We start from the raw sequence: 25,324 nt of genomic DNA, 5'->3' as shown, positions 1-25,324 counted from the left end.
CTACTCTCTCAGTTCATTCAGACGTTTGAGCAGGTACTCCAGTTCGATTCTCTTCTCTACTTTTTCATTGACTTTGTCTTCAATGAAGTCAACCACCTCTCTTTGAAGTTTGAGTTTGTTGAGTCTGTTGATGTTTGTAATACCACCCGGGTTGAGTACATTCACCTCCAGGATTTTATCTCCGATCATATCTACCCCGACAAAGTAGAGACCGTCTGCAACCAGTTTACTGCCGATCTTTTTACAGATACGTTGTTGACTCTCTGTAAGCGTATATTTGTGTGCGGTACCGCCCTGTTGGATATTGGCACGGATCTCTCCTGCAGCAGGCTTTCTGTTATAGGCACCGATAAATTTACCGTTGAGCATCAATACCCTGACATCACCCTGGTCTGCACCCTCGATAAACTCTTGAAGAATCACATATTTGTCTCCATCCTCATCGATATAAAAATCAAGCAGAGAGTTGATATTCTCTTTCGCATTTTTTTCCAGAACGATCACCCCTTTTCCGCCTGAGGCATCTAGCGGTTTGAGTATCATTTTTTCCGCTTCGGATTCATCGATGGTTTTGTTGATGAATTTTTTACTCCCTGAAACATGGGTGACGGGCAGGAAGGTATTATTTGGATCATGGAATGTCGTGGTATAGAGTTTGTTGTTGGCCTTGCGTATACCATCCACATCATTCATGATAACCACTTCATCTTTGATCGCATCAAGGAAATTGAGAACCAGCGGATTGATAGGAGGGTCTTTTCGGATCATAAGACAGTCAAAGGCATGCAATGCAGTCATACGTTTCTGGAAAGTGACCTTTTTATGAAAACTTACGATACTCTCCGGGATTTTATCCATTTTTTCTATGGTCTTGATCAAACCATGTACAACATTGTTCCTTACGGTAAGATCAGTGGTATAGAGTATAGAGACCTTATGGCCGCGTTTGATACACTCTTTGATGATCGCCAATGTCGAACTCTTTTGAGGCTCCATGCCCTCCCAACTTGCAATAATAAAACCAATATGCATCATTGTCCTTACTAAAAATATAATGTCATATTATACTCTATATTTGAAGGAAAATGAGTGCTATTTTTTTGGATTTTTTTGAAAAACAGCGGTGCATATCACTACACCGAAAGCGTTATCTTTCAGAAAGATATTTTGCTACGGCATCTTCATCATTGGAGTGAGGCAGGATGATATCTGCGACCTCTTTGACTTCATCAAGCGCATTGGAGACTGCTACCGAAGTACCTGCCAGCTTGAACATCCCGATATCGTTGATACTGTCGCCAAAGACGGTCATCTCATGGGTATCACGGCCAAGGTATTCCGCTACCGTTGCCAGCGCATGGGATTTGTCTCCCTCGGGATGAAGAATAGTCAGGAACCAGCCGTCGCTATACTTTTCAGGAGAGAGTTTGTACTCCAGCTCTTTTCCAAAGGTCTTCTGCAGGTGATCCGTGAGAGGCTTGAGTGTCTCATAAGATCCAAAGTAGACGATCTTGAGGTTCATCTCTTCTGCATGGATCTCTTTGTGAACTCTCAGGCGGGGATCATTCGCGTAGTTGTTGAGTACCCCTTTTTGATATAGGTTGAGCGTTGTGGGTACATTGAAAGACTCGTTGAGCTCCATATCCTTCAGTGCGATGATAAAAGGGAAGATATCATATTTTTTTCCCTCGTTGATGATCGCATCGCCAAGTTCTTTGTTGATCAGCTTTATATCGATCAGCTTTTTCTCTGGGGTGACGACCATGGTTCCGTCCAGGAGGATCATCGGTGCATGGAGGTGAAGTTTTCCGAGGAAATCATGGGTCTTTTGAAAACTTCTTGCTGTAGCAACAGAGAGGATGGAGTCTCTGCTCAATTCATTCCATACCTTTGCGCTGAAGTCGCTGATGCTTTGATCCGTACGTAGGAAGGTATGGTCCAGGTCTGTGATATAGATTGGGCTGTTTTTCAATGTATTCATTCCTTTTTGCAGCTTGGAGTGGGGATACCCCTCACTTTTCGTGATAGAACCTCATATGTAACTTGCATGCAAACGTCGGGGTGAGGGCACCCCGACCTACGGTCCTAACTGGCAAAACCGCTTTTAAAGTTGTCCTTGGCCTGAACGATCGCTTTTTGTTTCATTTGAACTATTCCTTTTCGAACAAGTCCGAAAAAGACTCTTCGGCAGAGCGCCCTCGCAACTTGTTGCTCTTTTACTATCTTAACTGGCAAAACCGCTTTTAAAGTTATCCTTTGCCTGCACGATCGCTTTTTGTTTCTCTTTACGCATAGGGTCTTTTTCGACAAAGATCTTTTTACGTGTGGCTGGGTCCATCTCCGTATAGTACATGACGGCCGAGTAGGTACCGGGAGTAGGGGTGAAGACCTGCGCCTGTTCGGGGTTCATCTTCAGCTCTTTGGTAGTAAAGTGTTTGAGCTCATGCATATCTTTCTCTGTACAGCCCGGGTGTGCAGCGATCAGGTAGTAGGTGAGGAACTGCTTTTTTCCCATATCACGGTTGAGCTTGTCATAGAGACGTTTGAAGTCAACAAGGGTCTGTTTTCCCGGTTTTCCCATCAGGTCAAGCACATGCTGCTGCGTATGTTCCGGTGCTACTTTCATCTGTCCCGAGATATGATGCTTGACCAGTTCACGCAGGTAGCTGTAGCCCTTGCGTTTGTCTTCATTGATCAGGTCATAGCGTATACCCGAAGCGACAAAGGCCTTACGGATACCCGGGATGTTTCTCACCTGTTTCATCAAGCCGATTACTCTGGTATGGTCAGGTTTCATGGAACCGCACAGCCGCTTGGAGTCGACACAGCGCTGGTGTGCACAGGTTCCGTGTTTGAGTTTCTTGTCACACTCATAGCCGTACATATTGGCCGTAGGCCCTCCAAGGTCCGAGATGATCCCTTTGAAGTCCTTATACTCTTTGAACTGGTTGGCTTCCTTGACGATATTTCCTTCGCTTCTGGTACGAATGGTCCGTCCCTGGTGTACACCGATCGCACAGAAGTTACACTCACCCCAGCAGCCGTGATGGGTCATGATGGAGAACTTGATGGTCTCCAGACACTTCACCTTCCCTTCCGGTCTATGGTAAGGGTGGAGTTCCCTGGTGTAGGGCAGGCTGGCTACTTCGTCCATCTCTTTTTCATTGAGATAGTCACACGGCGGGGTTTGGATAGAGTAGCGCCCGTCTACTTCCTGGCAAAGCCCTTTGGCTGAGATCGGATCGTTATTGTCATAGAAGTGGTCAAAGAGATCGATATACTTCTCTTTCTCCTCCAAACATGCTTTGTGTGAAGGGAGCTGGATGAACTCCTCTACGGGCTCCTTGCTGATGTAGCAGAGTCCGCGGATATCTCTCCACTCCTTACCTCTGTCCAGTGCCTGAGTCAGTTCACGGACAGCCTCTTCCCCCATTCCGTAAACGATGATATCCGCCTTGGCATCAAACAGGATAGGCTTTCTGAGTTTATTGCTCCAGTAGTCATAGTGCGTCACACGGCGCAGACTTGCTTCGATACCGCCCAGTACGACAGGCACGGTGTTTTTGAAGTTCTGGCGGATAAGGTTGGTGTAGGCGAGTACGGCACGGTCAGGGCGTTTGTTGTTCTTCCCGCCCGGGGTATAGTCATCGCTGTTACGGAACTTTTTCGTGGCAGTGTAGTTGGCAACCATCGAGTCGATACTTCCACCGCTTACACCCCAGTAGAGACGCGGTTCACCCAGACGTTTGATATCTTTGTCGCTTTTGATATCGGGCTGTCCGATGATACCGACCTTGTAGCCGAGTTTTTCAAGCATACGGCCTACCACCGCGACACCGATGAACGGTGAGTCGATATAGGCATCACCGCTGACAAGGATCACATCGCACTGATCCCATCCTAGTGCATCCATTTCGGCTCTGGTAGTAGGTAAAAATCTTTTTTCTTTTTTCATAATCGCATTGTAGCGTAATTTTATGACCGTGGCTACTTGAAGAGTTTGAGAAACAGATCATACTTTTTATCCTATCTAAAAGAGAGAGCATTCCGAAGAAGAAGTTACAGCTGTCATTGCTCTGATCACACATTCAAGGAGAGGTACTGCTGTTATAAAATGTTTAATATTTTGGTACAATGATAAGAAGTCAGAAGGAAGAGACCATGAACGATCAGCCGACACCCAACAGACCGAGCAAGCCTTTTTCCAATCTATGGATCATGCTGTTCTTTTTGATACTGACACTGCAGCTCTTTTACTACATCGGTTCACAAAGCCAAAGTGAGACACTCTCTTATAACCAGTTCAAAAGCAGGGTCGCGCAGAATATGGTCAAAGAGATATGGATCGATGAAGACCTGGCGCGTGCTTCTCTCAAAGTGGAAGTTGGACAAAAAGCAGAGTATATCAAAACGACACTTCCCCCGTTTGCGGACGACAGGTTCCTGGAACTGTTGGAGAAAAATGGGGTCGATATCCATGTGAAGTCGCAGAAGGAGTCAAAGTTCTGGGGTTCCCTGCTGATGATGTTGCCGTTCATGCTCATTGTGGGCTTTATTCTCTACAGTATCTATAATTTCAGAAAACAGCTAGGTGGGATGGGCGGTGAGGGGAACGTGTTTGATTTTATGCGTAGCACTGCCAAACAGTATGACAAAGAGAAGGTTGCGGTGACATTTGATGATGTTGCAGGCGCTGAGAGTGCCAAGATCGAGCTCTATGAAGTGGTTGATTTTCTAAAAAATCCGCAAAAGTATGAAACGATAGGTGCAAAGATCCCCCGGGGGATTCTTTTGACCGGAGCACCGGGTACAGGGAAGACTTTATTGGCCAAGGCGGTAGCCGGTGAGGCGGGAGTACCGTTCTTTTCCATCAGCGGCTCCGAGTTTGTCGAAATGTTCGTCGGCGTAGGGGCTGCAAGGGTACGTGATCTGTTCAAAAAAGCGAAAAGCGAAGCCCCTGCCATTATCTTCATCGATGAGCTCGACTCAGTGGGGAGGGCTAGAGGTGCCGGTATCGGCGGGGGCCATGACGAGAAGGAGCAGACGCTCAACCAGATACTGGCCGAGATGGACGGGTTTGAGACGGATGAGAAGGTGGTGGTCATCGCAGCGACCAACCGTCCTGATATACTGGATTATGCGCTGCTGAGACCGGGAAGGTTTGACCGCAAGATCACCCTGGTACTTCCCGATATCGATGCACGTAAAAAGATCCTGGATATCCATATGGCGAAAGTCCGTCAGGATGAAACGATAGACCTTGAAAAGATAGCCAAAATGAGCATAGGGTTCAGCGGTGCGGACCTGGCAAACCTTGTCAATGAGGCCGCGATGCATGCCGCCAGAGAGGATAAAGCGTCTGTATCGCAAAATGACCTGCTCTATGCGCGTGACCGTATCATCATGGGGGTTGAACAGGAGTTTGTCCTGGATGAGAAAGAGAAAAAGCGTGTGGCTATCCATGAAAGCGGACATGCGTTGGCGGCACTGCTGCTTGAACATGCCGACCCTATAGAGAAGGTCAGTATTGTACCCCGGGGACAGGCACTGGGGATGACAGAGCAGTTACCGCTCAAAGATATCAGGAATTTTCCTCAAGCCTATCTTCTGGATAAGATCGGTGTGATGCTTGGAGGAAGGGTGGCTGAGCTGACGCTGCTCGGTGATCTCTCCTCAGGCGCAGCCAATGATCTCAAAGAGGCTACTTCCCTGGCGACGCATATGGTCAGTCAGTGGGGTATGAGTGAGAAGCTTGGGGCAGTCTACTACCAAAAAGGGGAAGAACATGTCTTTTTGGGGCGTGAGATGGCACTGCCGAAGGATTTCAGCGAAGAGACGGCAAAATTGATAGATGAAGAGGTGCGCAAGATCATCTCAGAGAAAGAGAAAAAGATGCTCGAGCTCTTTAACGCACATACAAAGGATATCGTGGCTATTTCCGAGAAACTTATCGAAAAAGAGGTGATCTATGCCGATGAGATCAGGGCGCTTCTAGAGTGTTGAAGAGCGCCAGCGTATCCAGCTTATAAAAATGTTCAAGTTCTGCATAGATCGCCGGAAAGAGCGCTTGGAGTCTCTGCGGGGCCATAAAGAAACGCTCGGAACAGACTGCGAAGAACTCTGCCTCATTCTCCAGCGCATAGGTGCCAAGAAAACCAGCCTGTTGCGTGATAAGATTGCGTTTGACCTGTTTGGTCAGGATGATAAACGCATTGGAAAAGGCTGCCGCATAGCGCGGATAGTCTGATGAACTATCAAGTTCGGGCGTACCGTCAGGCATCCCATCCTCAAAATCCAGCTCATGGGCAAACTCGTGGATAATGACATTCTCTCTGCTCTCTTTGGAGATGTCATGTTGGATATCCTGCCAGGAGAGTACCACCGTACCGTTTGCTGACTGCCCTTCCAGTATAGCGCGGTGTTGATGATGGATACCGTCTTCGTTACGGGAGCGGTCTACAATGAAGTGTTCGGGGTAGACAATGATCGTAGCCACCCGGTCATGTGCATCCAGCCCAAACCCCAGCCGTACCAGTGAGGCATAAAAGGCGATGGTCACCTTGATCTCTTCTGTGATCTCCATCCCTGCACCGATAAACTCCTTTTGATCGAGAAAGAGAAGGATACGTGTATCTATCTTTCTCCTGAGATCACCCGGTAGATGCAGGTAGTGTGGCAGGGAGAGGAGTAGCGCTTTATAGGCCGGAGGGAGAGGCATGTTTTTGAACTTTTTGTATCTCCAGATACCGATAAAGTATGCTATGCTCTTCCAGAAAAGGAACAGTGCGATCAGGGCAAAAAAGAATTGGATCAATATCAGATAATAAGCCATAGGGTTATCATAGCTGAAAGGAGTTAAAGATTGAGAAATAAGTGAGGGAAAGAAGAGCCCGGAGGGACTCTTCTATAGATTATTTGAAATCAGGCTTTGGAGTAGTAGCTGTACTTTCCGGGAATTGCGGATAAGTGATCTCAGGTTTTGTACCTTTAAGCGCTTTCATGAATGTCACGATCTTCTCTGCATCTGCATCGGAGATATCTTTACCAAGCTGTGTACGTCCCATCTCTTGAACTGCTTCAGCAAGGCTCCAGATCTGTCCATTGTGGAAGTATGGTGCAGTCTCTGTAACGTTTCTCAGTGTCGGTACTTTTACCATACCGTTCTTGTCACCTTTGAAGTCGCCTACATTTGCAAATTTATAAGGTTTTACCATTGGGAAAGGCATCATTGTTCCACCCAGTGCTACACCGCTGTGGCATGAAGCACACCCTTGATCCATAAATACTTTCAGACCCTCTTGCTCTTCTTTGGTAAGTGCATCATCTTTACCGTTGAGGAACTCATCATATCTAGATGGTGTGACAAGTGTTCTTTCAAAGATACCGATCGTTGATGTGATCGTTTCAAAGTCTACTTTTACATCGTCACCGTATGCTTTTTTAAACTCTTCTACATATGCAGGGATAGAGTTGATTCTATCTACAACCAATGATGCAGGTGAAGCCATCTCAGGTGCTGCCTGCATAGGTCCCTGTGCCTGATCTTCCAGGTGCGGACTTCTACCGTCCCAGAATTGAGATTTAAAGAATACCGCATTGTATACAGTCGGCGAGTTCAGGTGGTGTGGATTGGCTACCCACATGTGACCTACTGCTGCCGGTGCACCGTCAGTTCCCCCAAGTCCAAGGTTGTGACAGGTATTACAGGAGATGATCCCACTTTTTGAAAGTCTTGGCTCGAAGTAAAGTCTTTTCCCAAGCTCTACTCTCTCCGGTGTGATCGTACCGTTCGGGTCAGTCATTTTTAAAAGTTCAGCTTTATCTGTAGGGATTGCCTGAAGCCCCATAGACTTCGCTTTATCCGCCAATGGACCGGCAAAAAGTACGGATGATGCTACAAGTGATGCAGCGATGATTTTAGACATTTTCATATGTTCTCCTTATAAATTGGATAAGTAATTATACAACGACGATACTTATAGATTAGTAATAAAAATTATCATTTAATAAATATTTTCATCTTTGAAAGATATTTATTCGAAATGATTCTTCAATTACCCCTGTTTCCTCTTACACGCTATGAGGCATTGCCACATCGTTACTCCCCATACATTTACTATTCTAACATAACTTATGATCAATATCAACCTTTAGGCGCAGTGGCTGTTTCCAAAAACTTTGACTCAAGCTCCGGAAGGAGCGCTATAATCCGGGGATCAAAAAAAACCCCGCTCTTCTCCTGTAGGTAGCTTATGGCCTCTTCGTGTGTCACGGGTGCCTTATAGACTCTTCTGCTTCTCAGTGCATCATAGACATCTGCTACAGCCATGATACGGCCTGAAAGGGGGATCTCTTCTCCTCTCAGTCCCTGCGGATACCCGGAACCGTCCCACCGCTCCTGATGCGTATAAGCGATCTGGGCGGCCAAGTCCAGGAAGTTGTTCTGCCCCAGTATTTTTTTGGACCGTAGAAGCGCATCTCTTCCATAGATAGTGTGAGCCTCCATGATCTCCCGCTCTTCAGGGGTAAGTTCCCCGGATTTCAGGAGGATACTGTCCGGTACACCGATCTTTCCTATATCGTGCAATTGTGCTGATTTGTAGAGAAGTGCGATATACTCAGGGGTGAGAATATCCCGGTACTCGGTCAGTTGACTTAACTCTTCTGCAATGATACGGACATACTGCTTGGTCCGTTCATGATGCTCTCCTATATCCTTATCGCGGTACTCTGCCAGTATGGCTATGGTCTCTATCGTCGCATCCTCGGTAAGGGCAATGGCTTTGAGCTTCTTGTCAATGCGCTTAAATACTCTGTTAAGTCCCATAGGCATGACAGAAGCTGTGAGCATGATCAGTGTACCCAGGGCAATGGAGTTGCCCGAGGTGGCCGACCAGGGAAGAAAGGGCAGAGTTTCCCAGAGATCGGTATGGTGGATAAGAAGGGCTGTGAGAAGTAGGGCTGCTACTGTCAGAAGCAGGGTGATGACCCCCTCTTTAAATCCCAAAAGGATACCTGCAAGCGTAGGAGCGGCAAAGAGCCATAATAAATCCATACCCCTGATGCCCGAGTCCAGGGCAAGAGAGATCGAGAGTATCCAGATAGGGATGATCAGCCCCAGGGATCTTTGGGTGAAGGTAATATCTTTACAGAAGAGCAGAAAAATAACCCAGAGGTAGAGGAGTGTGTCGATCACGGCACCCTTGATATCACTGCCGTTGAGAGAAACGATAAAGTCTTGAATATAGGTGATCAGGCCAACCACGGCGATCGTCACTATGATACCAAAGAGGAGACTCTCTTTTGTATGTTCAAGGCTCAAAGCAGTACTTTTGATATGCTGAGTGTATAAATAGTCAATAAAATGCCGGATAGTCATCTTCTCATTATGATATGAATCGGTAAATTCAAATGACTGAGACCTCTCTTTTTTGATCCGATGCTCCGGGATAAGAAGCGGGCAAGCAGTGTTCCACCCGCTAAAATCATCAGATCAAATTCAGTCTGAATTTTTGAATACTCTTTCATATCACCCTCCATCTTTAAGAGCGGCAGATTTATATATACTATATTTCAAAGAGGAGTGTCTGCCCCTCTTCACTGTCATTTTGTTTATAGTATATAACAAATATCCGATGAATACAAGGGCAAGGGACTGAGGGGAGAGGGCAGGAGGGGAAAACCTCTTTGTCCAATGCAGCGTTCTCTGAAATGTTTTGTCAGAAAAGTGTGAAAATCGTTGGCAAAGAGATAGCGTTTTAGCTCTTTGCACTATGACAACGACTGGCTGACCACTTGTGATCTACTCCTCTATCTCTACTTTGGCGTAGGGGTCTGCATAGATGACGTAGGAGAGCCAGGTGACCTCCTGGTTGTTCTTGGCCGCCTTGCGTGCAGCGGTGACCGCACTCATCATATTCTTTCCCTCTTTCAACTGCGTGTAAAATGTTTTCGTAAACTCCAGAGCTGAATTGTCGCCGATGCTCCAGTGGGTTCCAATGAAGGCTCCGGCACCTTGTTTCATGAATGCACGGGCAAATCCCCCGGTGCCGGTCAGACTGTAGCCGGTTCTGCCTATCTGACAGGCATTGAGAAAGACCAGTGGCCCCGGTGAACCATCATGCTGAAGTTTGGCATACCCCTCAACCTCACTTGAGAGAAGTTTCTCCTCTTTATAGGTGTTTCCCTGCATTTTCCCCTGCATCAAGAGGCCGGCATCCCAGATAGAGTTTGGATTGGCCGTGCCGTGGCAAGCGAAATGGAGGATATCGAAATTGTCCGGTTGCATCATCGCAGTAACGACATCTCTCTTGTCGGGTTTGATCGGTTGAGCCTTGCAGAGCTCCTCCAGTAGTGCCTGCTCCTCCTTTGCTGCGGGCAGTTGCAGGCCCGATGCAGCAGGGTAGTCGGGTATGACATATCGCGCCATATTTTTTCTGCATCTCAGCTTGGTGGGAGCCATCTGCGTAATGCCATCAGGATTGGAGTAGCCGCGTACCATGCCTTTTTCTGCGAGAAAATGACTGTCGGGTGAGATGGGGTTGCCCGGTTCGACCAGATAAGCCAACTCCCAGGGAATGAAGGGTTCGTCCGAAAAGACCTGGATCGCTTTGATCTTATCCCGCTGCTCCCATAATACGCTTTGAAGCTTTTTGGGGATCAGTTTTTTGAAGATTTCCGCACCACGGGCACGCAGCTGAAACATAAAAGCTTCGTAGTCGGATGCACTCTCTGCCCAAAAATCTTCGATCTCCTTATAAAGGTTTGTGATGTAATCGATCCGTACATTTCCGTTTTCAAAAGGTTCGGATCGACCCCTTGCGCCATATTTTTTGCCATCCACCTCGAAATCGAAATCGAAATCCAGCACGCGTTTATCACCCATCTGTGCTTCCCTGATGAAGAGGACGTTTTTGATCTCAGTACGGTTGTCTGCGGGGATAAGGTCTGCTTCGGCGCTGGCCATACCGATTACATCGGTAGTGGCGGTCGTAACAAACCGTGGAAAAAGTTTGAGGTTAGCGATGGGACGATTGCCCTGTCGTACGATGATCCGTACCTCCCCGACACCTTCATATTTCGGGATGATGTCAAAATAGAGCAATGTATCGTCGTTGGGCGCAGGTACAGGTACCTCTATACGCGACTCACCGCTGAGGATACAATGCTTGCGCGCCTGCACCTGAATGATAAGGTCCTTGTCACTCTGTACCTTGCCTCGACTGCCTCTGCTTGTGGCACCGGCTGCCAACATGATCTCATCCCGGCTGAGCGTTACCTCTACCGTCGATTTCTTGTTGAGGAGCGCCTCCTCCTGCATCGCGGCATGGGCATAGCACCATACCTCTCCGGGTGCAAGCGGTTCAGCCTCTTTTTTTGGCGATCTTAAGGATGATCGCTTTGCGCTTCTGCGTCTTTTTGGCAGTGTCTCCTCTTCCATCTTTTCTATGGTGATGATCTCGGGAGAAGCAGCTACACCGACCGGTCCGGTCTCATCAAGGATCACGGCATGCGTCTCCCCGCCGGGAAGGGGTGAAGAGATGCTTGCCGTTTTGCTGCGGAAACCGTCGATATCGCTTGAGTCGAGTGCCTCATCCAGGGTGATGCTTCGTGCATCACTTTCGTGCATGCCCAGTGCATCATCAAGCGGGATATTGCGGTTTGAGATAGTATCAAGAGAAGTTTCAAGTTCGCTGCGCGAGATTCCGTAGTGCAGTCTCTCTCCATTATGCTCACGTTCCAGGACAACAAAGCGGGAGTTATCGTCCTCCAGCGTCCGTGCTACGACGTCGACGTTCATGCTTGACGGCAGGGTCGTAAAGTCGCGTGAGACTTCGGAGGCCCACCACTCCCTTGGTGTATCGCCGATACGGGCACTCCCTGAGGGCTGCAATCCGAGCCATTCGGCACATTGCCGTGCGACCTGCGGTTGATGGAAATAAACAGTATGATAGATTTCACCGTTCCGGTCGAACGCCATTTTATCTGAAAGCCCTGCTGTTGATATCGGATCGATGACAAACATGGAAGACCTGTGGACGACAAGGTCGTTCTTTTTACCCATCAGGCGATCGACGACACCGTCAGCAACTTTCAGTGCCATGCGTCTGCCAAGCTTACCTGCGGAGGTGTCGGGGCCGGGTTCGAAGTCCGAACCGATGGCATAGTAGCGTCGTGCACCGGAGCGTGTACGGCTCGAAGGTATTGCGTTGATAGCCTTGACGAAGCTACCCTCCGGACGCATGGCGGCAAGGCCGGGTACCCCATTGTCGGCCACGGCACCTTGTGCCATATATTTGACGAGGCTCCCGATGATCTTGATCCCCTGGTTCATGATCTCGCCGGCGACACGGCTGCCGGGATGCAATGCCAGCAGACGGCTTGCACCGGCGACCATCGTAGTATAGAAGTCGACCAGGGTTTTCCAGTTTTCGTCATTTGCCAATTCGGTACCGGCATTGGTACAGCCTACGAAAATAGCCTTGTCAAAGGAGAGCAGAGCGTGCTCTTTCGGTACGATCTGCTCGGTCAGATAGCGGTAGACAAGTCCTCCGCGGCTGAACGAGATGGCATCAATCACGATGCCGCCATTCGAGCACTTCTGCAGGTCGTTCAGTTGCTTGAAAATCTCCTCTGCATTCTGTTCGGGTGTATCGGCCAGTGTATGGTGGTCGTATGCCAGGACGGCATCGTAGTACTGCAGTGCCCGGTCGAGAAAATTCTGGCCCTCTTCATACTCGGTTAGGGCACCGAAGCTACCCTCGGTGCTGCTGAAAGTACCGTGGATCAGCAGAAGGATTCTCGCCGGACGCTCCTTAGGCAGTTTTACATTGCTGTAGTCCTGTTCGTGCTTCCAGCTTTGGGTATCTGTTGCCGAGGTGATGATGACAGGACCGGGTTTGACACCTTTTTCCAGTCGCCGGGAGAGTGCACCGACTGCCTTTCGCACGACGAATTTCAGGACAAATCCAATGACTTTTCCCTTGATATAGTTTGTAACCGCCCCACCGAATACACGCGTATCTCCCCGGCGTTTTCTTGGTGCTCTGCCTTCACCGATAGGGATATTGAAGTGTGCGCTTTTTGATGCAACGACAGACGGACCGCCTCTTCGAAGGCGACGTTTTTTCTCGGCGACTTTTTCGGGAAAGTGCCACTCGTAAGCGCCGTCCTGTTCGATGAGGATCACTGCATCCTCCTCTGGGTTCAGGGTAACGTCGATGGATAGACTCTCGGGCTTTTCGGTTTTTTCACCCCGACGCGTACGGACCGGCCTGCCTTCCCCGACATCGACACTGAAACCGTGAACCAGGTTTTCAGGCTTCTCAGACTCCTCTTCGGTCAGTGCCTTAAGGATCTGTGCAAGTTCGGAAGAGGCATCAGGAGATATCGCCTCTCCGCGCCGACGTACTTTCTCCGGAAGAATCTCAATTTTTTCGATATCCGATGCTGAGTCGGGCAGTGTAAACGTAATGCTACCGTCGGTAGTAGTGGACTGTTTCATCTGTTATTCTCCTTTATCCCTGGTGATGCGTTATCTCCCCAATTTTTCAATGGCTTTTTCAGAGTATCTGATGTGGCTCATTTTCCTCTGATGCCATTGTTTGAGTAGAAAAAATAGAAGAGTGAATGAATGCTGTTGATATAAACTTTTTCATTTTTTCCTCATAGCTATCTGTACTTTATTTCAAGGGAGGATGAGAAGAGTAGGTTAAAGTCCAGTGTCTCTATCTTCCCCTATAGAAACGTATGCCGTAACACTATATTATGACATAAAGGAGGCTGTTTTTGCTTAGGGTGCAGTTTGTATAGGGAGTGTGTGACTGAGCGTAAAAGGTTAGACCTCTTTGCCCGATGCAGCGTTATCTGATATGCTTGGTGAGAAAGCTGTGAAGCTGGTTGGCAAAGTTATGGGCATCTTTCTGTGAAAATGGCTTGGGTCCGCCGGTGATCTCCCCGCTTTCTCTGATGCTCTCCATCAGGTTTCTCATCGCCAGGTACTGTTTGATATTCTCTACCGTGTAGAGTTCTCCTCTGTGGTCGATAGCGTGTGCCTTTTTGGAGATGATACGGTCAGCCAGCGGGATATCTGCCGTGATGACAAGGTCTCCCGCTTCGCACAGCTCGACGATACGATGGTCCGCCTCATCGGCCCCCTGTTCTACGATGATATACTCGATATGTCTGGATGCACCGATATGGATCTTTTTGTTTGCGACCACCTTGGTCGGCAGGTTCAGGCGTTCGATACTCCGCAGTACGATAGGCTTGAGAAGGTTGGGAAAAGCGTCACCGTCGATATAGAGTGTCATCTTACGATCTCTTTGACCCTGCCTACCTCACCGCTCATCAGGCGTACCTTGATACCGTGGGGATGGGTAGGGGAGTTGGTCAGTATCTTCTGCACCACCCCGTAGGTGATGTAGCCTGTACTTTGGTCCTCCTTGAGTACGATACCGACGTTCATACCGTACTTGATCTCTGCTCTTTTTTGTCCCTGTGACATTTACAGAGCCTTTGGTTCGTAGTTCAGTAGTTTCTTGATAGTTCCGACCGAACAGAAGAAGATCGCATCAAAGAGAGGGTTGAGCCTGGTGGTCTCCTCATCGATGATATCAAAAGGCTGGAACATAAATCCCGCTCCGTCCTCTTTGCGCTCCGGTCTTACGGTAAAGACGATCGGTTTGAGTGTCCGTACGAGGTTGAGAACTTTTTTATAGCTTTTATCCTCTTTGCTTGGCAGAAGGTTGTTTTGTTTGCTCTCCTGCGCTCTCGCTTTCTGAAGAAGCTGAAGCTTGTCTCTGAAGATCACCTTATTCCACTTTACCGTACCCAGACCGATATTGAACTCTCTGTTGGCTGAGATCAGGGGGTGTGTAGAACTCTCGCGTACTGCTTCAAGCAGTTGAAGGAAGAAGTTTTTACCACCGAAGTTATCAGCGGCATCCAGAAGGATCTTGTGGTAGTGTAGTTTTTGTTCGTCGGTGAGGTTGTTGAAGTCGCACATGGGATAGGCTCTTTGTATTGAATTTTGGAATTATAGCTAAATATGTGTTGAAAACCCTCTCCTCAATCAAATAGGTTTGAGTCTTCACTGCGTTCTTTTTTCTCTTCAAGAACCACGGGTGTACCTATATAGGTAATAAAAAGAAAAGTTCCTTCCGGAAAGGTATGGGTTGCAGTACTCTGTGTCACACCGATGATGGCATTGGCTTCACTGGGAGCACTCTCGATCAATCTCTCATATGCCTCCTGGTGTTCATCGCGTTTTCTCTCCAGAAAACCTTTGATCAATCCTTTTTGGGATATCTGGATCTTATGTGTAATCTCAATCATGGAAAACATCGTGGTGATCTTCAAGTTTTCCGGCAGTGTTTCCGTTGTTGTTACCAGCATTATCCATCCCCTTTATTGAAGTAGTATTAGTATACAAAAAAGGAGTGGTGATTGCAAGAAAAAAGGCAGGGTGGAGGATACCCGGATTTTTCTCCCGGACCCCGGCCTGCAGATGAGAGAAAAACTGTTATAATATTTCTAACTTTGTATGGATAAAGGTGTACGTTATGAAACACTACAGAGGCATCCGCAAAAAACTCACCGGATATATCGACCGGTTTCTTGGCACGGGTGAGAGCGTAGAAAATATCAGAGATATCTGGTATAAGTTCAAAGGGGAGATCGAAGATCTCAAAAATATGCCTGATGATCAGTGGGATATCTATGTCAACCGCCTGATCGGTGAGTACCTCTATGAGCTCTTTTTGGATGGTGACGTGACGATCTACAGCCGACTCAATCTCATTACCAAGGGACTCAGCAACGACACCCACACCTACAATACCCCCATCGTGCTCTTTAGCGAAAAACCGACCCGAAGCACAGATCTGTTGTCCGAGGCTCTGTTGTGCGGTATCTACAGCAGTACCGGACAGATCCCTTCCTTCGAGTCAGTCAATGTGGCACAGTATCTCAACCGTACCGCCGAGCACAACAAGTCCTATCTGATCGCCATTACGGATTACGATCCCTCCGGAGAGTCTATCTTCCACTCCCTTGCCGAAAAGGTCAAAACTGACCTGGAACTCATCAACCCGGATATCGAGTTTACTGCTATTCCTATCGTTTTCGGAGAGAGTTACGAAGAGATCGTCTCCCGTTATCCCACCTATACGCTCAGCACAAATAAGAAAAATAAGCTAAATCAGGCATGGATCGACCAAGGACAGACCCTCGGCGTCGAGCTCAACGTTGTGGAGAACAAAGCCGAACTCCTGGAAGCAGCTATCCTCAAATCCGTCGCTCCCGAAGTCGTCGAAGCGTTGAGCCGACACCGATGGAAACAAGGCAAAGAGGAAGTCATGCTGGCCAGCGACAAGCGCTACCTGGAGCTGCATGAGCAGATGAAAGAGCGGGTAGCCGAGATCAGAGAGGAAGTGGAGGAGATGGAGACGGTATTTGATGCAGAGTGGTCCACGCCGATCGATGTTGAGGGGATCAAGGGTATGACGAAGGAGAAGTAATGTCTCTCTATCTAGCTCCCCTGAGGTGGAACCAGTCTAACCTATGGGTGAATATGCACCCTGTTTTTTTCTCTCACACTCTCTGAGCTGTGTGTACGAGTGAAGATATTCTGAGCCTAATCCTCTCCCATAGAAGCGAACTCAAGTCTCTCTGTGATCTTTTTGATGGCTGCTGCAGCACACGCTTCGTCTTTGTCACCGCCAGGTGCACCGCTTACCCCGACTGCCCCGATGAGTATACCGCCTGCAGTGATCGGCAGTCCACCCTGCATCACAATAAGTCCCTCGATGTGGTTGAGCTCCTGCCGGATGTCGCTTCTCGCTTTTTTAAAGTCACCGGAAGCAGTACCTGCCATCACAACCATATTTGCTTTACGCTGTGCGATCTCAAGTGTCTGTTTCACAGCGTGGTCATCACGCATCGCACTTCTGAGGATACCGTGTTTGTCAACAACGACTGCGGAAACGTTATAGCCTGCCTTACGACATGACTCGATGCTCATCCTGGCGATATCACTGGCAGCTTCAAGTCCAATGTTTTTCTGTGTGAAGACATCAGCACCATAGAGGTGTGTGCCCAGCAGTGTACCGGCCAGCAGTGCAGTGAGTTTTTTAGATAGTGTTTTCATTGTTCTTTCCTATGTGAAGTGATATAACGGTGTACCCTGAAAGGTAGACACTCTTTTAGATTTACTTATGTTCTATTATAGATTTTTTTGACTTCAATTAGACCAAATGCCTGCATGGATACGCTGCTGGCAGTAGCCTGGATTCAGGTTTTAGCGGCAGTAATGCCGTTAGGTTCAACTCCTCTTGACGGACCATCACCTCTCACTTTTTAATCCATCCTTTTTTCGGGCTTGAGGTTTTGCAAAAGTCTCTGGTCATATGTTCTGATAACGGGTTTCTTCATGAACCTATACAACGTGAAAAGCAAGAAAAAAATAGCTGTATTTTAGCGATGCAAAAGAGAAAACTTTAAGTATAATTCCATCTTCAAGAGAAGGTGAAAAAGTACGTGAACAAAGAAAAACAAACCATAGATCTACTTTCACAAATTGGCAAACTGCTTTTACAACACGGGGCAGAAACAGAGCTTGTGGAGACAAGTATCAACAAAGCTGCAATGAAACTGGGTTGCCGGGATCTTACCGTTTTGATCTTTCCGAATGCAATTTTGCTGAGTTTGTCTTCAAATGGAAAGATCTATAATACGAAACTCTATAGAGCAGAGAGGCAGGATGTCAATTTTACCGCACTTGATAAAATGACGGGGATCATTGATCAAATGGATACTACAGCAGATAGCACAAAGCTTCTTGAGGCGCTCAAAGATGAAGAGAGTTTCAGTCCTATGTACCCGTATTATCTGCGTAATATAATGGCGGGTATCGGATGTGGCGCGTTTAGCTTGCTTTTTGGCGGGGATCTTTACATGTGCGTAGCAACGTTTATCGCTGCTTCTATAGGGTTTTATCTTAACGGCTTTTTATTAAAGCAGTATTTGAACCCTTTCATCGCCATCATTCTCGTCTCTTTTGTCACAACCATAAGTTCCGGTCTTTTAACGCTTCACAATGAGATGGCACATATAGCGATCGCTTCATCCATCCTTTTTTTGGTTCCGAGTGTTGCGTTTATTAACTCCGTCAACGATCTTACCAAGCGGCACTACACCACGGGTCTTGTTCGAGGAGTGAGGGGAGTGATAATCTCTTTTGCTATTGCTATCGGGATATCTTTGGCATTGCATATTTTGGGTGTGGAGAAGTTTGTATGATCCTTGACATCAGCATCGGTTTGTTTGTTTCATTATCTTTTGCAATCCTTTTCAATGCTCCAAAACGCTCTTTGATCCCCATTATTATCCTTGGGACCGGGGCTGTATTGATTAAAAAGTATATGTTGCATTACGACTTCAGTTTGGAGTTTTCAACATTTATTGCAGCGTTTTTTATAGGGTGTATCAGTCTCTATTTCTCTCATAAGCAAAATATACCTATTCTGGTTTATGCGATCAGCAGTTCGATCGTTTTAGTCCCTACGGTCAATGCCTATAAAGCGATGATAGGTTTCATTCAGATCTCAACACACCAGATCAACAATCAAGAGATTATTATCCAGTCCCTGCATTACGGGTTAAAAACATGGTTTGTATTTGGCGCTATTGCTATCGGGATTGTATTGCCTACACAGTTTCTCAAAAAATACAGGTTTAAAATACTTTAGGCAGCCGTACTGTCACTATAATGCTGCCGAGTTCGTTTTCCCTCACTCTCCGCAAGCTGGAGCTTGGAGAAGAGGGAAAGTAGAGGGTGTATGCCTATCGTGAAATTTAGGAAGGGAAAAACAGAATCCAACTCCTATCTTATCTCTCAGTCAAAAAAGCACGCATCCAATCCTTGGATCTATTGCTCTTCACGAGCGAATTATGCTAGAATTCCGCCTTGATAAAATAGGATGAAATAGATGGAAATTTTTGCTTTACAATCACTTGCCGGAGGTTTTTTGGATGAAGATCTAAACCATTTCAATAAGGTGTTTGATGATTGGTGTGTACAGTTTGAGAGCTTTGAAGATGCACAGCTGATACTGGATACCCTTGAAGAGCGCGATACGATCAAGATCGTGGAGATCACACCGCTAAGCTATCCAAAATACTTTTTCCCCGACCTGCAGGGGATCATCCACGCTACACGGGAGTATGAGGGAAAAATTATCTGCATCGTCGAACCGCAAATGGGTATGAGCTTCCGTATAGCCGTATGCGATATGAAGACCAAAAAGGTAAGAGTCCTCCGTACCCGCTATAAAAGCGCACAAAGTGTTGAAGGGGTATTTGCAAACCTCTCTTTTGAGTTATAAGGTTTTTTGCTTTTCACTCTTTCTTCCTCTCATCGCCCCGATAAGGGTGTATAGATAACGTTCAAAATGCGCACTCACAAATGGTTTGATCTATTTATAGCTCAGAAAAGAGTTTGTCTATGACCGCCACAGTATCCAGAATGGATTTTTTCATCATCTTTTTGTATATCTTCATATATTCGGTATGGTTCACTTCGTAGAAGTTATCGCCGACAGTGAAGAACGGTTCTCCGAAATGATTGCAGAGTTCTCCGAAGCTGCCGAAATCTTTAAACTTGTTTTCCATGCAGCTGCATGGATCCACATCGGAGTTGCTGTGTTCTCTCCAGAAACTGTTCCATCTTCTCTGTGTTGTTTCCCCGTTGAGTGTGAGCTCAAAATGATCGTTGTCACTATTCAGGATGTTAAGGGTTTCTTTTGCAGAGATATCATAGATATCAAATAATGATTTTCCTTCATATCTTTCAATCACTGTTTTGATCTCTTCGGAAGTGATGGGGATATGCAGACTATTTGCAACGCTTTCACGTTGAGGTACAACGGTGATCTTGTTGACAAGTTTTGCACCGAAGACTTCGTAGCTGTCCTTTAACCCCGGTCCGTGATAAACAGGGACCACATGACTGAATGTACTCATATCCTGGATATGATGTATCAATCTCCCTGAGGCATCAATCAGATATTCCCATGCATCTTCTTTCTCCTCTGCGGTAGCATTACGGTATTTCTCTTGTTGTTTTTTGATCTTCTTGATCAGGGATATGACTCGGTTTTCAGAAGTTCTGCTCCCAGGAACAAGCGGAGTGTCGTCGATACTGCCGTGATTATTATAAAAATGCCAGTTGTAGATTCTCTGGAAGTCAAGTCCAAGCGGATTAAACTTGTCCTCATCCTGTGAACTTTGAGAAAGGCTTTGTTTGAAGGTGCTGTCTTCCTCTTTTTGGGTATAGGTATGGTATACGTTGACTGCCAGTGCAGTATATTCAAAGTGGTTTAGATCTTTCATTCTTTTCCTTCAACAATTTACTTCGTCCCGCAACCCGGAGCCTGGGGACGAGAAACATCTGAAACACTGTGTTATCTCTGTAGGACTGGGCATCCCGGAGATAAGCGTGTAAGTCGAACTTTACAGGAAGATGTCAAATGCGGTGTCTATGATCAGATCGATCAAAGCATTTTTAAATCTGTCCAGTCTCACCAAAGCAAGCCCTGATTGTTTTAAAAGGTGTAATTCCAGGACATCTCTTCTTCCCATCACGAGCCATTCAAAATCATCTTGTGTCAATTCACCTTGGGCAAGGAGTTTTGTCCATCTTTGGAGCTCCTCCTTCGATGACTCCATAAACGTCTTTGTATCCGTGAGCGCCTCGTCTTTGAATCCTTTCAGCATTGTCTTCGCAAGCCCCTCTACACCTTCTTGCACGGTATGTACAAAATCATCAAAATGCGACATATGGGTTCCTCCTATTTACTCTCTTTTGGTTTAATTTTGCCACTCTCCAGACCGATGATCTGATCAAATCCGAGTGCAGTATTTCTCTTTGCTTCTGTTATAAAGGTCTCTGAAAGAACCCCTTTCTTTTTCCAGCGGACCAGGAAACCACCCAATAGGTTACGGTTGGGGTTTTTCATGATCTCCCACTGCTTTGTCACAATATCATTTTTGGGCCGTCCTTTGGCATACTCATACGCTTTTTCAAGTTTTATTTGAAGTGTATCTACAGCACTTTCATTCTTGGTATAAGGCGTCGTTGCTTTACCCATTAATGCCAAAGAATCCACTTTGATGGAAGTAGCGTTCTGATAGGCGATTTTGTCATATCTGTCGATGAGCAATGAGCAGCCGCTGAGTGTGACAAAAAACAAAAAAATCGATAGAATTGAGACGCTTTTGTTGATCATATATTTCATTTTTCCCCCTTTTTTTGAAATCACTATCCATTATAATCTCTTGCAACCTAACGTCTAAATGAGCAATCAAAAAGCCACCCTCGGGTTTTTGATTGGTCTCCCTTGATCTGTTAAGCAGATCTTGAATTAGTAGGTGTAGGAGCAAATAGTCCGACAAGTGCTCCGACTGCGGCTGATCCCAATGAGACAAGTACTTCGGGTGTTTCTTTATCGACAATTGTTAATGCTAGAGCTCCGACTGCAGTTACGATTGCTAAGATTCCCAGAACACTGATTGCAACTCTGTACAATATAGGGTCGTTCGTCTTTTCGTACTCTTTCTCTACTTTGTCCGCGACTTCATAAATTACATCCATTGGATTGGGATCATTCTTTAACCTATTACGAAGTCCAGAGTCTTTTTCAAAGACTTTTGCTACTTCCCTTGCAGGACTAAACGGATTTTGTGTTGCCATTTTAACGCTCCTTTTTGTATGATTGTTTAACGGTGCCGCGGGTAAGCGGGCAGCCGAGATAACTATTTATTAGAGGAACCTTGTGTTTGCACGATCTGTGCGACAATCTCCTCATCCCCTTTATTGAAGTCATTATTAGTATACAAAAAAATGTCCGGCTATAGCAAGAAGTGGGATTGAGGGAGCAAACTATCTCTCTTGATTATAGAAGAGATGAAACGAGTGGGCTTCAGTAGAGTTGTTTGTCCTCTTTCTCATCCCATTGTTCAAAAATCTCCGCGCACGCTTCGTGATCGATCTGCTTGAACGCTATATCACTGTTTCGTCCCTCTATCATCTCGTAAAAACGCGCATCGTCGAAACCGCCTTTGGCCGCATCCAGTGTGGTAGTACCGTAATAGACCGTCTTTATGCGTGCCCAGAAGATAGCCCCGAGGCACATCGGGCAGGGTTGCGTGGTGGCGTAGAGGGTACATCCGGAGAGGTCGTGGGTACCGAGCAGCTGCGAGGCTTTTTTGATGGCGATCACTTCGGCATGGGCTGTCGGGTCGTTTGTCGCCAGTACACGGTTGTGGGCTTTGGCAAGGATCTCGCCGTCTTTGACAATAACGGCCCCAAACGGCCCACCTTCGTTGGCATTCATCCCTTTTATCGCTTCGTCATAGGCTATCTGCATCCATCTGTTCATGGTTAGATTATAGCATGTTTCCCTCGTTCCGCAAGCTGGAGCTTGGGACGAGAAAAACGCTCTTTATTTTACCGTGACCAAACCTTTATCGATCCAACCCCAATTGATACCGCCGTCTAACTCATAGACATTTTTATATTTAAGTTTTAGGCCCATTATCTCAGCAACGGTTTTTGTTCTATTTGCATGGGCGCATACTAGGATAAAAGGCTGTTCCTTATCTGTGACCACCTCCGTAAATATTTCCAGGAACGTATCAAGATCATAGCCTCCTGCCTCATCAAAAAATGTGATCTTATGGCTGCCCTCTATAGTACCGTACTCCTCCCACTCGTCGGCTCTTCTTATATCGATGACTGCAAAGCCTTCCTCTCTTTTTTCTTGAAACTCTTTCGTCGAAAGAGACTTGAACGGCCCAAAATTTAACATCTGTTTCCTTTCTTATTTGCCTAGATACTTCCTGCCACATCGTGACCCCTCAATTTCAGTTGTCTATCAAAAACACCTAAGGTATTTGCTATTTTGTATACCTTTTTGTCAATCTGCAAAAATCGTAAAAATCGCTCAGCATCAAATAGCGGATCTCTACATCTTCAAATTTTTTCTTTAAGATCGGATGTCCCTGCAAATAGAGTTTTACATCGTTTTGAAACTCTTTTGGATACTCGAGTTTTTCTGCTTGTAAAGATGAAAAACACTCCAGAAAATCAAAAAAAAGCTTTGTCACGATCTCCTCTTTTTCCTGAGATCTGTCTGAGAAAAAATCGGTTGTCTCCTCAAAAGCCTCACATATATTTACCAAACACGCATTCAAAATATACTCCTTACCTACAGACTATTTAAGGAATATACAAAAATCATACCTGACCTTCTTTTCTCTTGTTCCAGCTCTCCCGAGATGGAATACAATATCATCGATGAATGGGGAATTAGCGTTGAAGTATGAGGTTACACCTGAGGAGAGGTGGAACTGGTCAGAGAGAACCCGTCAGAAGAAATCGCCTGCTTCTCAGCTACTCTCTTCAAGATGGACCGATCTCATCTCCGAGAGACTGGCATAGCGGAAGAGAAGGAGTGCAAAGAACCCCAGTAGCGTGAATCCTGCGACAAGGGGAAGGATGGTGCCTTCGTAAAAGCGGCCGATAAGAATCCCGAGCGGAATTGAGATAAAGGTCGAGAGTGAACCTACCACGGCCGCACCGATACCGGCGATATGGCCGAGAGGTTCCATCGCCATGGCATTGAGATTACCGAAGAGCAGCCCCATGCAGAAGAAGGTTGTGAAGCCGTAGAGCATAAAACTGTAGAAGGGCGGCAGTCCGTCATGTATCCAGGCAAAGAGAAAAAAGAGTGTCGAGACAAGTGTGATGGCGGTAAGGGCATAGCCGCTGATCTTTCGCATACCGTGACGCATCACCAGCCGTGCATTGAGAAGGGAGGCGAACCCGATACCAATGGAGAGCAGGCCGAAGTAGAGTACAAAAGCTTCTCCGGTCTTGTAGGCGTCCTGGAAGATCTGCTGTGCCGAACTCAGGTAGCCTAGGAAAGCACCGAAGATGATCCCCGCGATGATGGTGTAGCTGAAGGCGGTACGATTGAGGCAGGTCTCTTTGATACCTTTGTAGATATGGTGCAGGGAGAAGGGGACACGCGCACTGGGAGGAAGTGTCTCTTCCTGGCGCAGGGCGAACCAGATGAAGGTGAGGGTAGCGATGAGCAGAAAGCTGACAAAGATCGCTTTCCACTCCCACACCAAAAGCACTCCTTCTCCAAAAGCAGGGGCCACGGCCGGTACAAAGATAAAGACGGTCATGATAAAGGACATGACCCTGGCCATCTCCCGACCCTCATAACGGTCCCTGATAAGTGCCATGGTAACGATACGTGTACTAGCGGCACCGAGCCCCTGAAGAAATCGCCCGATCAGCATGGTAGTAAGATCACTGCTGAAGATGGAGAGGATGCAGCCAAGGATGAAGATCGTGATGCCGATATAGATACTGCGTTTTCGTCCGATAGTATCTGAGAGCGGACCGTAGATGATCTGGCCAAGCGCCATACCGGCAAAGAGGAGGGAGATGATAAGCTGGTTGTTGTTGCTCCCGGTGATATGGAGGTCATGACCGATCTCACCCAGTGCAGGAAGGACGGCATCGGTTGAGAGGGCTGTCATGGCAGTCAGAAGAGCCATCAGTGAGACAAATTCGAGAAAAGATACTTTGGATGGCTGCGACATGATCAAAACCTTTGTGTGATGGGGTAGATGAAAAAGGGGCGTCAATCTCTCTATACTAAAGAGTGGCACTGGTCTTATTGTTGTGATTATAGCATATAAAGCATCATGCCTCTGCCTAGGGTTTGGGCTATATTTTCGCCTCATTAGGGAAGAGGGGAAACTATATTGGACTTTCAGCTGTGTTTCTCCGGTTTCATCTGCGGAGAGGTGGAACCCGTCAAGCAATCAAAAAGCCGCCCCTGGGGTTATGATTGGTCTCCTTTGGTTTGTTAGTGACGTTTATTTTCCTTTTCCCAAATCCCTTGTTTTCTTGCATAAGAAATTTTAAATATCAAAAAAATTGCCAAAGCCCAAAATACAAAAGTAACTTGTGGAAAAGACGTTGCATGGTGAGTTGCAATTAATTGGTTGATTTCTTCTTGACTGGTGGCATTTTTAATTGCCTGATGATACGGATAGTCCATTATAAATGCTATAGGAAGACCCAATATTGATAGTAAAAACCAAACTATTTTTTCAATTAGATTAATATAAGGTGCTCGTAGAATAAACACGATTGGAACAATAATACAAGAAACTACGAAAATTATTCCAATTACGATACCAATTCCATTCATTATTTTCCTCTTTCACTAATGTTTAAACTCAC

At 46.6% G+C, this 25,324-nt stretch carries 26 protein-coding genes; 5 read left to right on the top strand and 21 right to left on the bottom strand.

The genetic code is table 11. The features are described 5' to 3' along the window. The 3 genes from gshB to AC4JOV_RS07490 all read right to left on the bottom strand — a co-directional run bounded on the left by gshB (window position 1) and on the right by AC4JOV_RS07490 (window position 3,955). Window positions 1-1,032, bottom strand: a complete 1,032-nt coding sequence (gene gshB, locus AC4JOV_RS07500; RefSeq protein ID WP_229938202.1) for a glutathione synthase — start codon at window positions 1,030-1,032, stop codon at window positions 1-3. A gap of 115 nt (window positions 1,033-1,147) precedes the next feature. Next, a complete protein-coding gene (locus tag AC4JOV_RS07495; protein WP_491522128.1) occupies window positions 1,148-1,972 on the bottom strand; it encodes an HAD-IIB family hydrolase in 825 nt (274 codons plus the stop codon). Window positions 1,973-2,224: 252 nt separating this feature from the next. Continuing rightward, complete coding sequence (locus AC4JOV_RS07490) at window positions 2,225-3,955, bottom strand: YgiQ family radical SAM protein (RefSeq protein WP_229938204.1); 1,731 nt, start codon at window positions 3,953-3,955, stop codon at window positions 2,225-2,227. A 206-nt stretch (window positions 3,956-4,161) separates the two neighbouring features. On the opposite strand from AC4JOV_RS07490, the gene ftsH reads away from it, so the two are divergent. Then, the gene (gene ftsH / locus AC4JOV_RS07485; protein WP_229938205.1) at window positions 4,162-6,003 is read left to right on the top strand and encodes an ATP-dependent zinc metalloprotease FtsH; all 1,842 of its coding nucleotides are present in this window, start codon (window positions 4,162-4,164) and stop codon (window positions 6,001-6,003) included. On the opposite strand, the gene AC4JOV_RS07480 is transcribed toward ftsH, so the two are convergent. The 8 genes from AC4JOV_RS07480 to AC4JOV_RS07445 form a co-directional block, all read right to left on the bottom strand. Then, window positions 5,981-6,832: a M90 family metallopeptidase gene (locus AC4JOV_RS07480; protein WP_229938206.1), complete on the bottom strand. Its 852-nt coding sequence runs from the start codon at window positions 6,830-6,832 to the stop codon at window positions 5,981-5,983. The two genes, ftsH and AC4JOV_RS07480, sit on opposite strands and share 23 nt — an antisense overlap. Before the next feature lie 79 nt (window positions 6,833-6,911). After that, the gene (locus tag AC4JOV_RS07475) at window positions 6,912-7,931 is read right to left on the bottom strand and encodes a cytochrome-c peroxidase (RefSeq protein WP_229938207.1); all 1,020 of its coding nucleotides are present in this window, start codon (window positions 7,929-7,931) and stop codon (window positions 6,912-6,914) included. A gap of 212 nt (window positions 7,932-8,143) precedes the next feature. Then, entirely contained in the window at window positions 8,144-9,379 is a 1,236-nt protein-coding gene (locus AC4JOV_RS07470; RefSeq protein ID WP_491522127.1) for an HD-GYP domain-containing protein, read from the bottom strand. Between the two features lie 423 nt (window positions 9,380-9,802). Further along, window positions 9,803-13,504 carry a DUF7379 domain-containing protein gene (locus AC4JOV_RS07465; RefSeq protein WP_229938209.1) on the bottom strand — a complete coding sequence of 1,234 codons (3,702 nt, stop codon included), beginning with the start codon at window positions 13,502-13,504 and terminating at the stop codon, window positions 9,803-9,805. Between the two features lie 358 nt (window positions 13,505-13,862). Continuing rightward, window positions 13,863-14,312: a YaiI/YqxD family protein gene (locus tag AC4JOV_RS07460; protein WP_229938210.1), complete on the bottom strand. Its 450-nt coding sequence runs from the start codon at window positions 14,310-14,312 to the stop codon at window positions 13,863-13,865. Beyond that, window positions 14,309-14,506 (bottom strand): YwbE family protein, encoded by a 198-nt coding sequence (locus tag AC4JOV_RS07455; RefSeq protein ID WP_229938211.1) that lies wholly within the window; start codon window positions 14,504-14,506, stop codon window positions 14,309-14,311. Before AC4JOV_RS07455 ends, AC4JOV_RS07460 begins: the two co-directional genes overlap by 4 nt. After that, window positions 14,507-15,007: a hypothetical protein gene (locus AC4JOV_RS07450; RefSeq protein ID WP_229938212.1), complete on the bottom strand. Its 501-nt coding sequence runs from the start codon at window positions 15,005-15,007 to the stop codon at window positions 14,507-14,509. A 62-nt stretch (window positions 15,008-15,069) separates the two neighbouring features. After that, window positions 15,070-15,396 (bottom strand): hypothetical protein, encoded by a 327-nt coding sequence (locus AC4JOV_RS07445; RefSeq protein WP_229938213.1) that lies wholly within the window; start codon window positions 15,394-15,396, stop codon window positions 15,070-15,072. A 167-nt stretch (window positions 15,397-15,563) separates the two neighbouring features. Here AC4JOV_RS07445 and AC4JOV_RS07440 point away from each other — a divergent pair, with 167 nt between their 5' ends. After that, the gene (locus tag AC4JOV_RS07440; RefSeq protein ID WP_229938214.1) at window positions 15,564-16,520 is read left to right on the top strand and encodes a hypothetical protein; all 957 of its coding nucleotides are present in this window, start codon (window positions 15,564-15,566) and stop codon (window positions 16,518-16,520) included. Between the two features lie 116 nt (window positions 16,521-16,636). Here the strand turns inward: AC4JOV_RS07440 and AC4JOV_RS07435 are convergent, their stop codons facing one another. Beyond that, window positions 16,637-17,149, bottom strand: coding sequence for a GlcG/HbpS family heme-binding protein (locus tag AC4JOV_RS07435; protein ID WP_229938215.1), 513 nt, complete (start codon window positions 17,147-17,149; stop codon window positions 16,637-16,639). A gap of 389 nt (window positions 17,150-17,538) precedes the next feature. Between AC4JOV_RS07435 and AC4JOV_RS07430 the strand changes: the two genes are divergently transcribed. From AC4JOV_RS07430 to AC4JOV_RS07420, 3 genes are all read left to right on the top strand, one after another. Continuing rightward, window positions 17,539-18,300 (top strand): threonine/serine exporter family protein, encoded by a 762-nt coding sequence (locus AC4JOV_RS07430; protein WP_229938216.1) that lies wholly within the window; start codon window positions 17,539-17,541, stop codon window positions 18,298-18,300. Then, window positions 18,297-18,749 (top strand): threonine/serine exporter family protein, encoded by a 453-nt coding sequence (locus AC4JOV_RS07425; RefSeq protein WP_229938217.1) that lies wholly within the window; start codon window positions 18,297-18,299, stop codon window positions 18,747-18,749. Before AC4JOV_RS07430 ends, AC4JOV_RS07425 begins: the two co-directional genes overlap by 4 nt. A 240-nt stretch (window positions 18,750-18,989) precedes the next feature. Continuing rightward, a complete protein-coding gene (locus AC4JOV_RS07420; protein ID WP_229938218.1) occupies window positions 18,990-19,385 on the top strand; it encodes a hypothetical protein in 396 nt (131 codons plus the stop codon). A gap of 94 nt (window positions 19,386-19,479) precedes the next feature. Here the strand turns inward: AC4JOV_RS07420 and AC4JOV_RS07415 are convergent, their stop codons facing one another. The 9 genes from AC4JOV_RS07415 to AC4JOV_RS07375 all read right to left on the bottom strand — a co-directional run bounded on the left by AC4JOV_RS07415 (window position 19,480) and on the right by AC4JOV_RS07375 (window position 25,292). Then, window positions 19,480-20,391 (bottom strand): hypothetical protein, encoded by a 912-nt coding sequence (locus tag AC4JOV_RS07415; RefSeq protein ID WP_229938219.1) that lies wholly within the window; start codon window positions 20,389-20,391, stop codon window positions 19,480-19,482. 120 nt (window positions 20,392-20,511) lie between these two features. Beyond that, a complete protein-coding gene (locus AC4JOV_RS07410; protein WP_229938220.1) occupies window positions 20,512-20,838 on the bottom strand; it encodes a hypothetical protein in 327 nt (108 codons plus the stop codon). Window positions 20,839-20,849: 11 nt separating this feature from the next. Beyond that, entirely contained in the window at window positions 20,850-21,296 is a 447-nt protein-coding gene (locus AC4JOV_RS07405) for a hypothetical protein (protein ID WP_229938221.1), read from the bottom strand. 110 nt (window positions 21,297-21,406) lie between these two features. Continuing rightward, window positions 21,407-21,751 (bottom strand): hypothetical protein, encoded by a 345-nt coding sequence (locus tag AC4JOV_RS07400; protein ID WP_229938222.1) that lies wholly within the window; start codon window positions 21,749-21,751, stop codon window positions 21,407-21,409. Window positions 21,752-21,980: 229 nt separating this feature from the next. Then, the gene (locus AC4JOV_RS07395; RefSeq protein WP_491522126.1) at window positions 21,981-22,439 is read right to left on the bottom strand and encodes a nucleoside deaminase; all 459 of its coding nucleotides are present in this window, start codon (window positions 22,437-22,439) and stop codon (window positions 21,981-21,983) included. A gap of 63 nt (window positions 22,440-22,502) precedes the next feature. Next, on the bottom strand, window positions 22,503-22,868 hold the full coding sequence (locus tag AC4JOV_RS07390; protein ID WP_229938224.1) for a rhodanese-like domain-containing protein: 366 nt from the start codon (window positions 22,866-22,868) through the stop codon (window positions 22,503-22,505). A gap of 88 nt (window positions 22,869-22,956) precedes the next feature. Beyond that, window positions 22,957-23,253, bottom strand: coding sequence for a hypothetical protein (locus AC4JOV_RS07385; protein WP_229938225.1), 297 nt, complete (start codon window positions 23,251-23,253; stop codon window positions 22,957-22,959). A gap of 195 nt (window positions 23,254-23,448) precedes the next feature. Continuing rightward, the gene (locus AC4JOV_RS07380) at window positions 23,449-24,675 is read right to left on the bottom strand and encodes a multidrug effflux MFS transporter (protein ID WP_229938226.1); all 1,227 of its coding nucleotides are present in this window, start codon (window positions 24,673-24,675) and stop codon (window positions 23,449-23,451) included. Between the two features lie 269 nt (window positions 24,676-24,944). After that, a complete protein-coding gene (locus AC4JOV_RS07375) occupies window positions 24,945-25,292 on the bottom strand; it encodes a hypothetical protein (protein WP_229938227.1) in 348 nt (115 codons plus the stop codon). Between the last annotated feature and the right edge of the window lie 32 nt (window positions 25,293-25,324).

The sequence above is a fragment of the Sulfurovum sp. MH2-6 genome, assembly GCF_058374785.1.
Note: the sequence above shows the minus strand (reverse complement) of the source record. Positions and strands in the feature narration are given on the sequence as shown.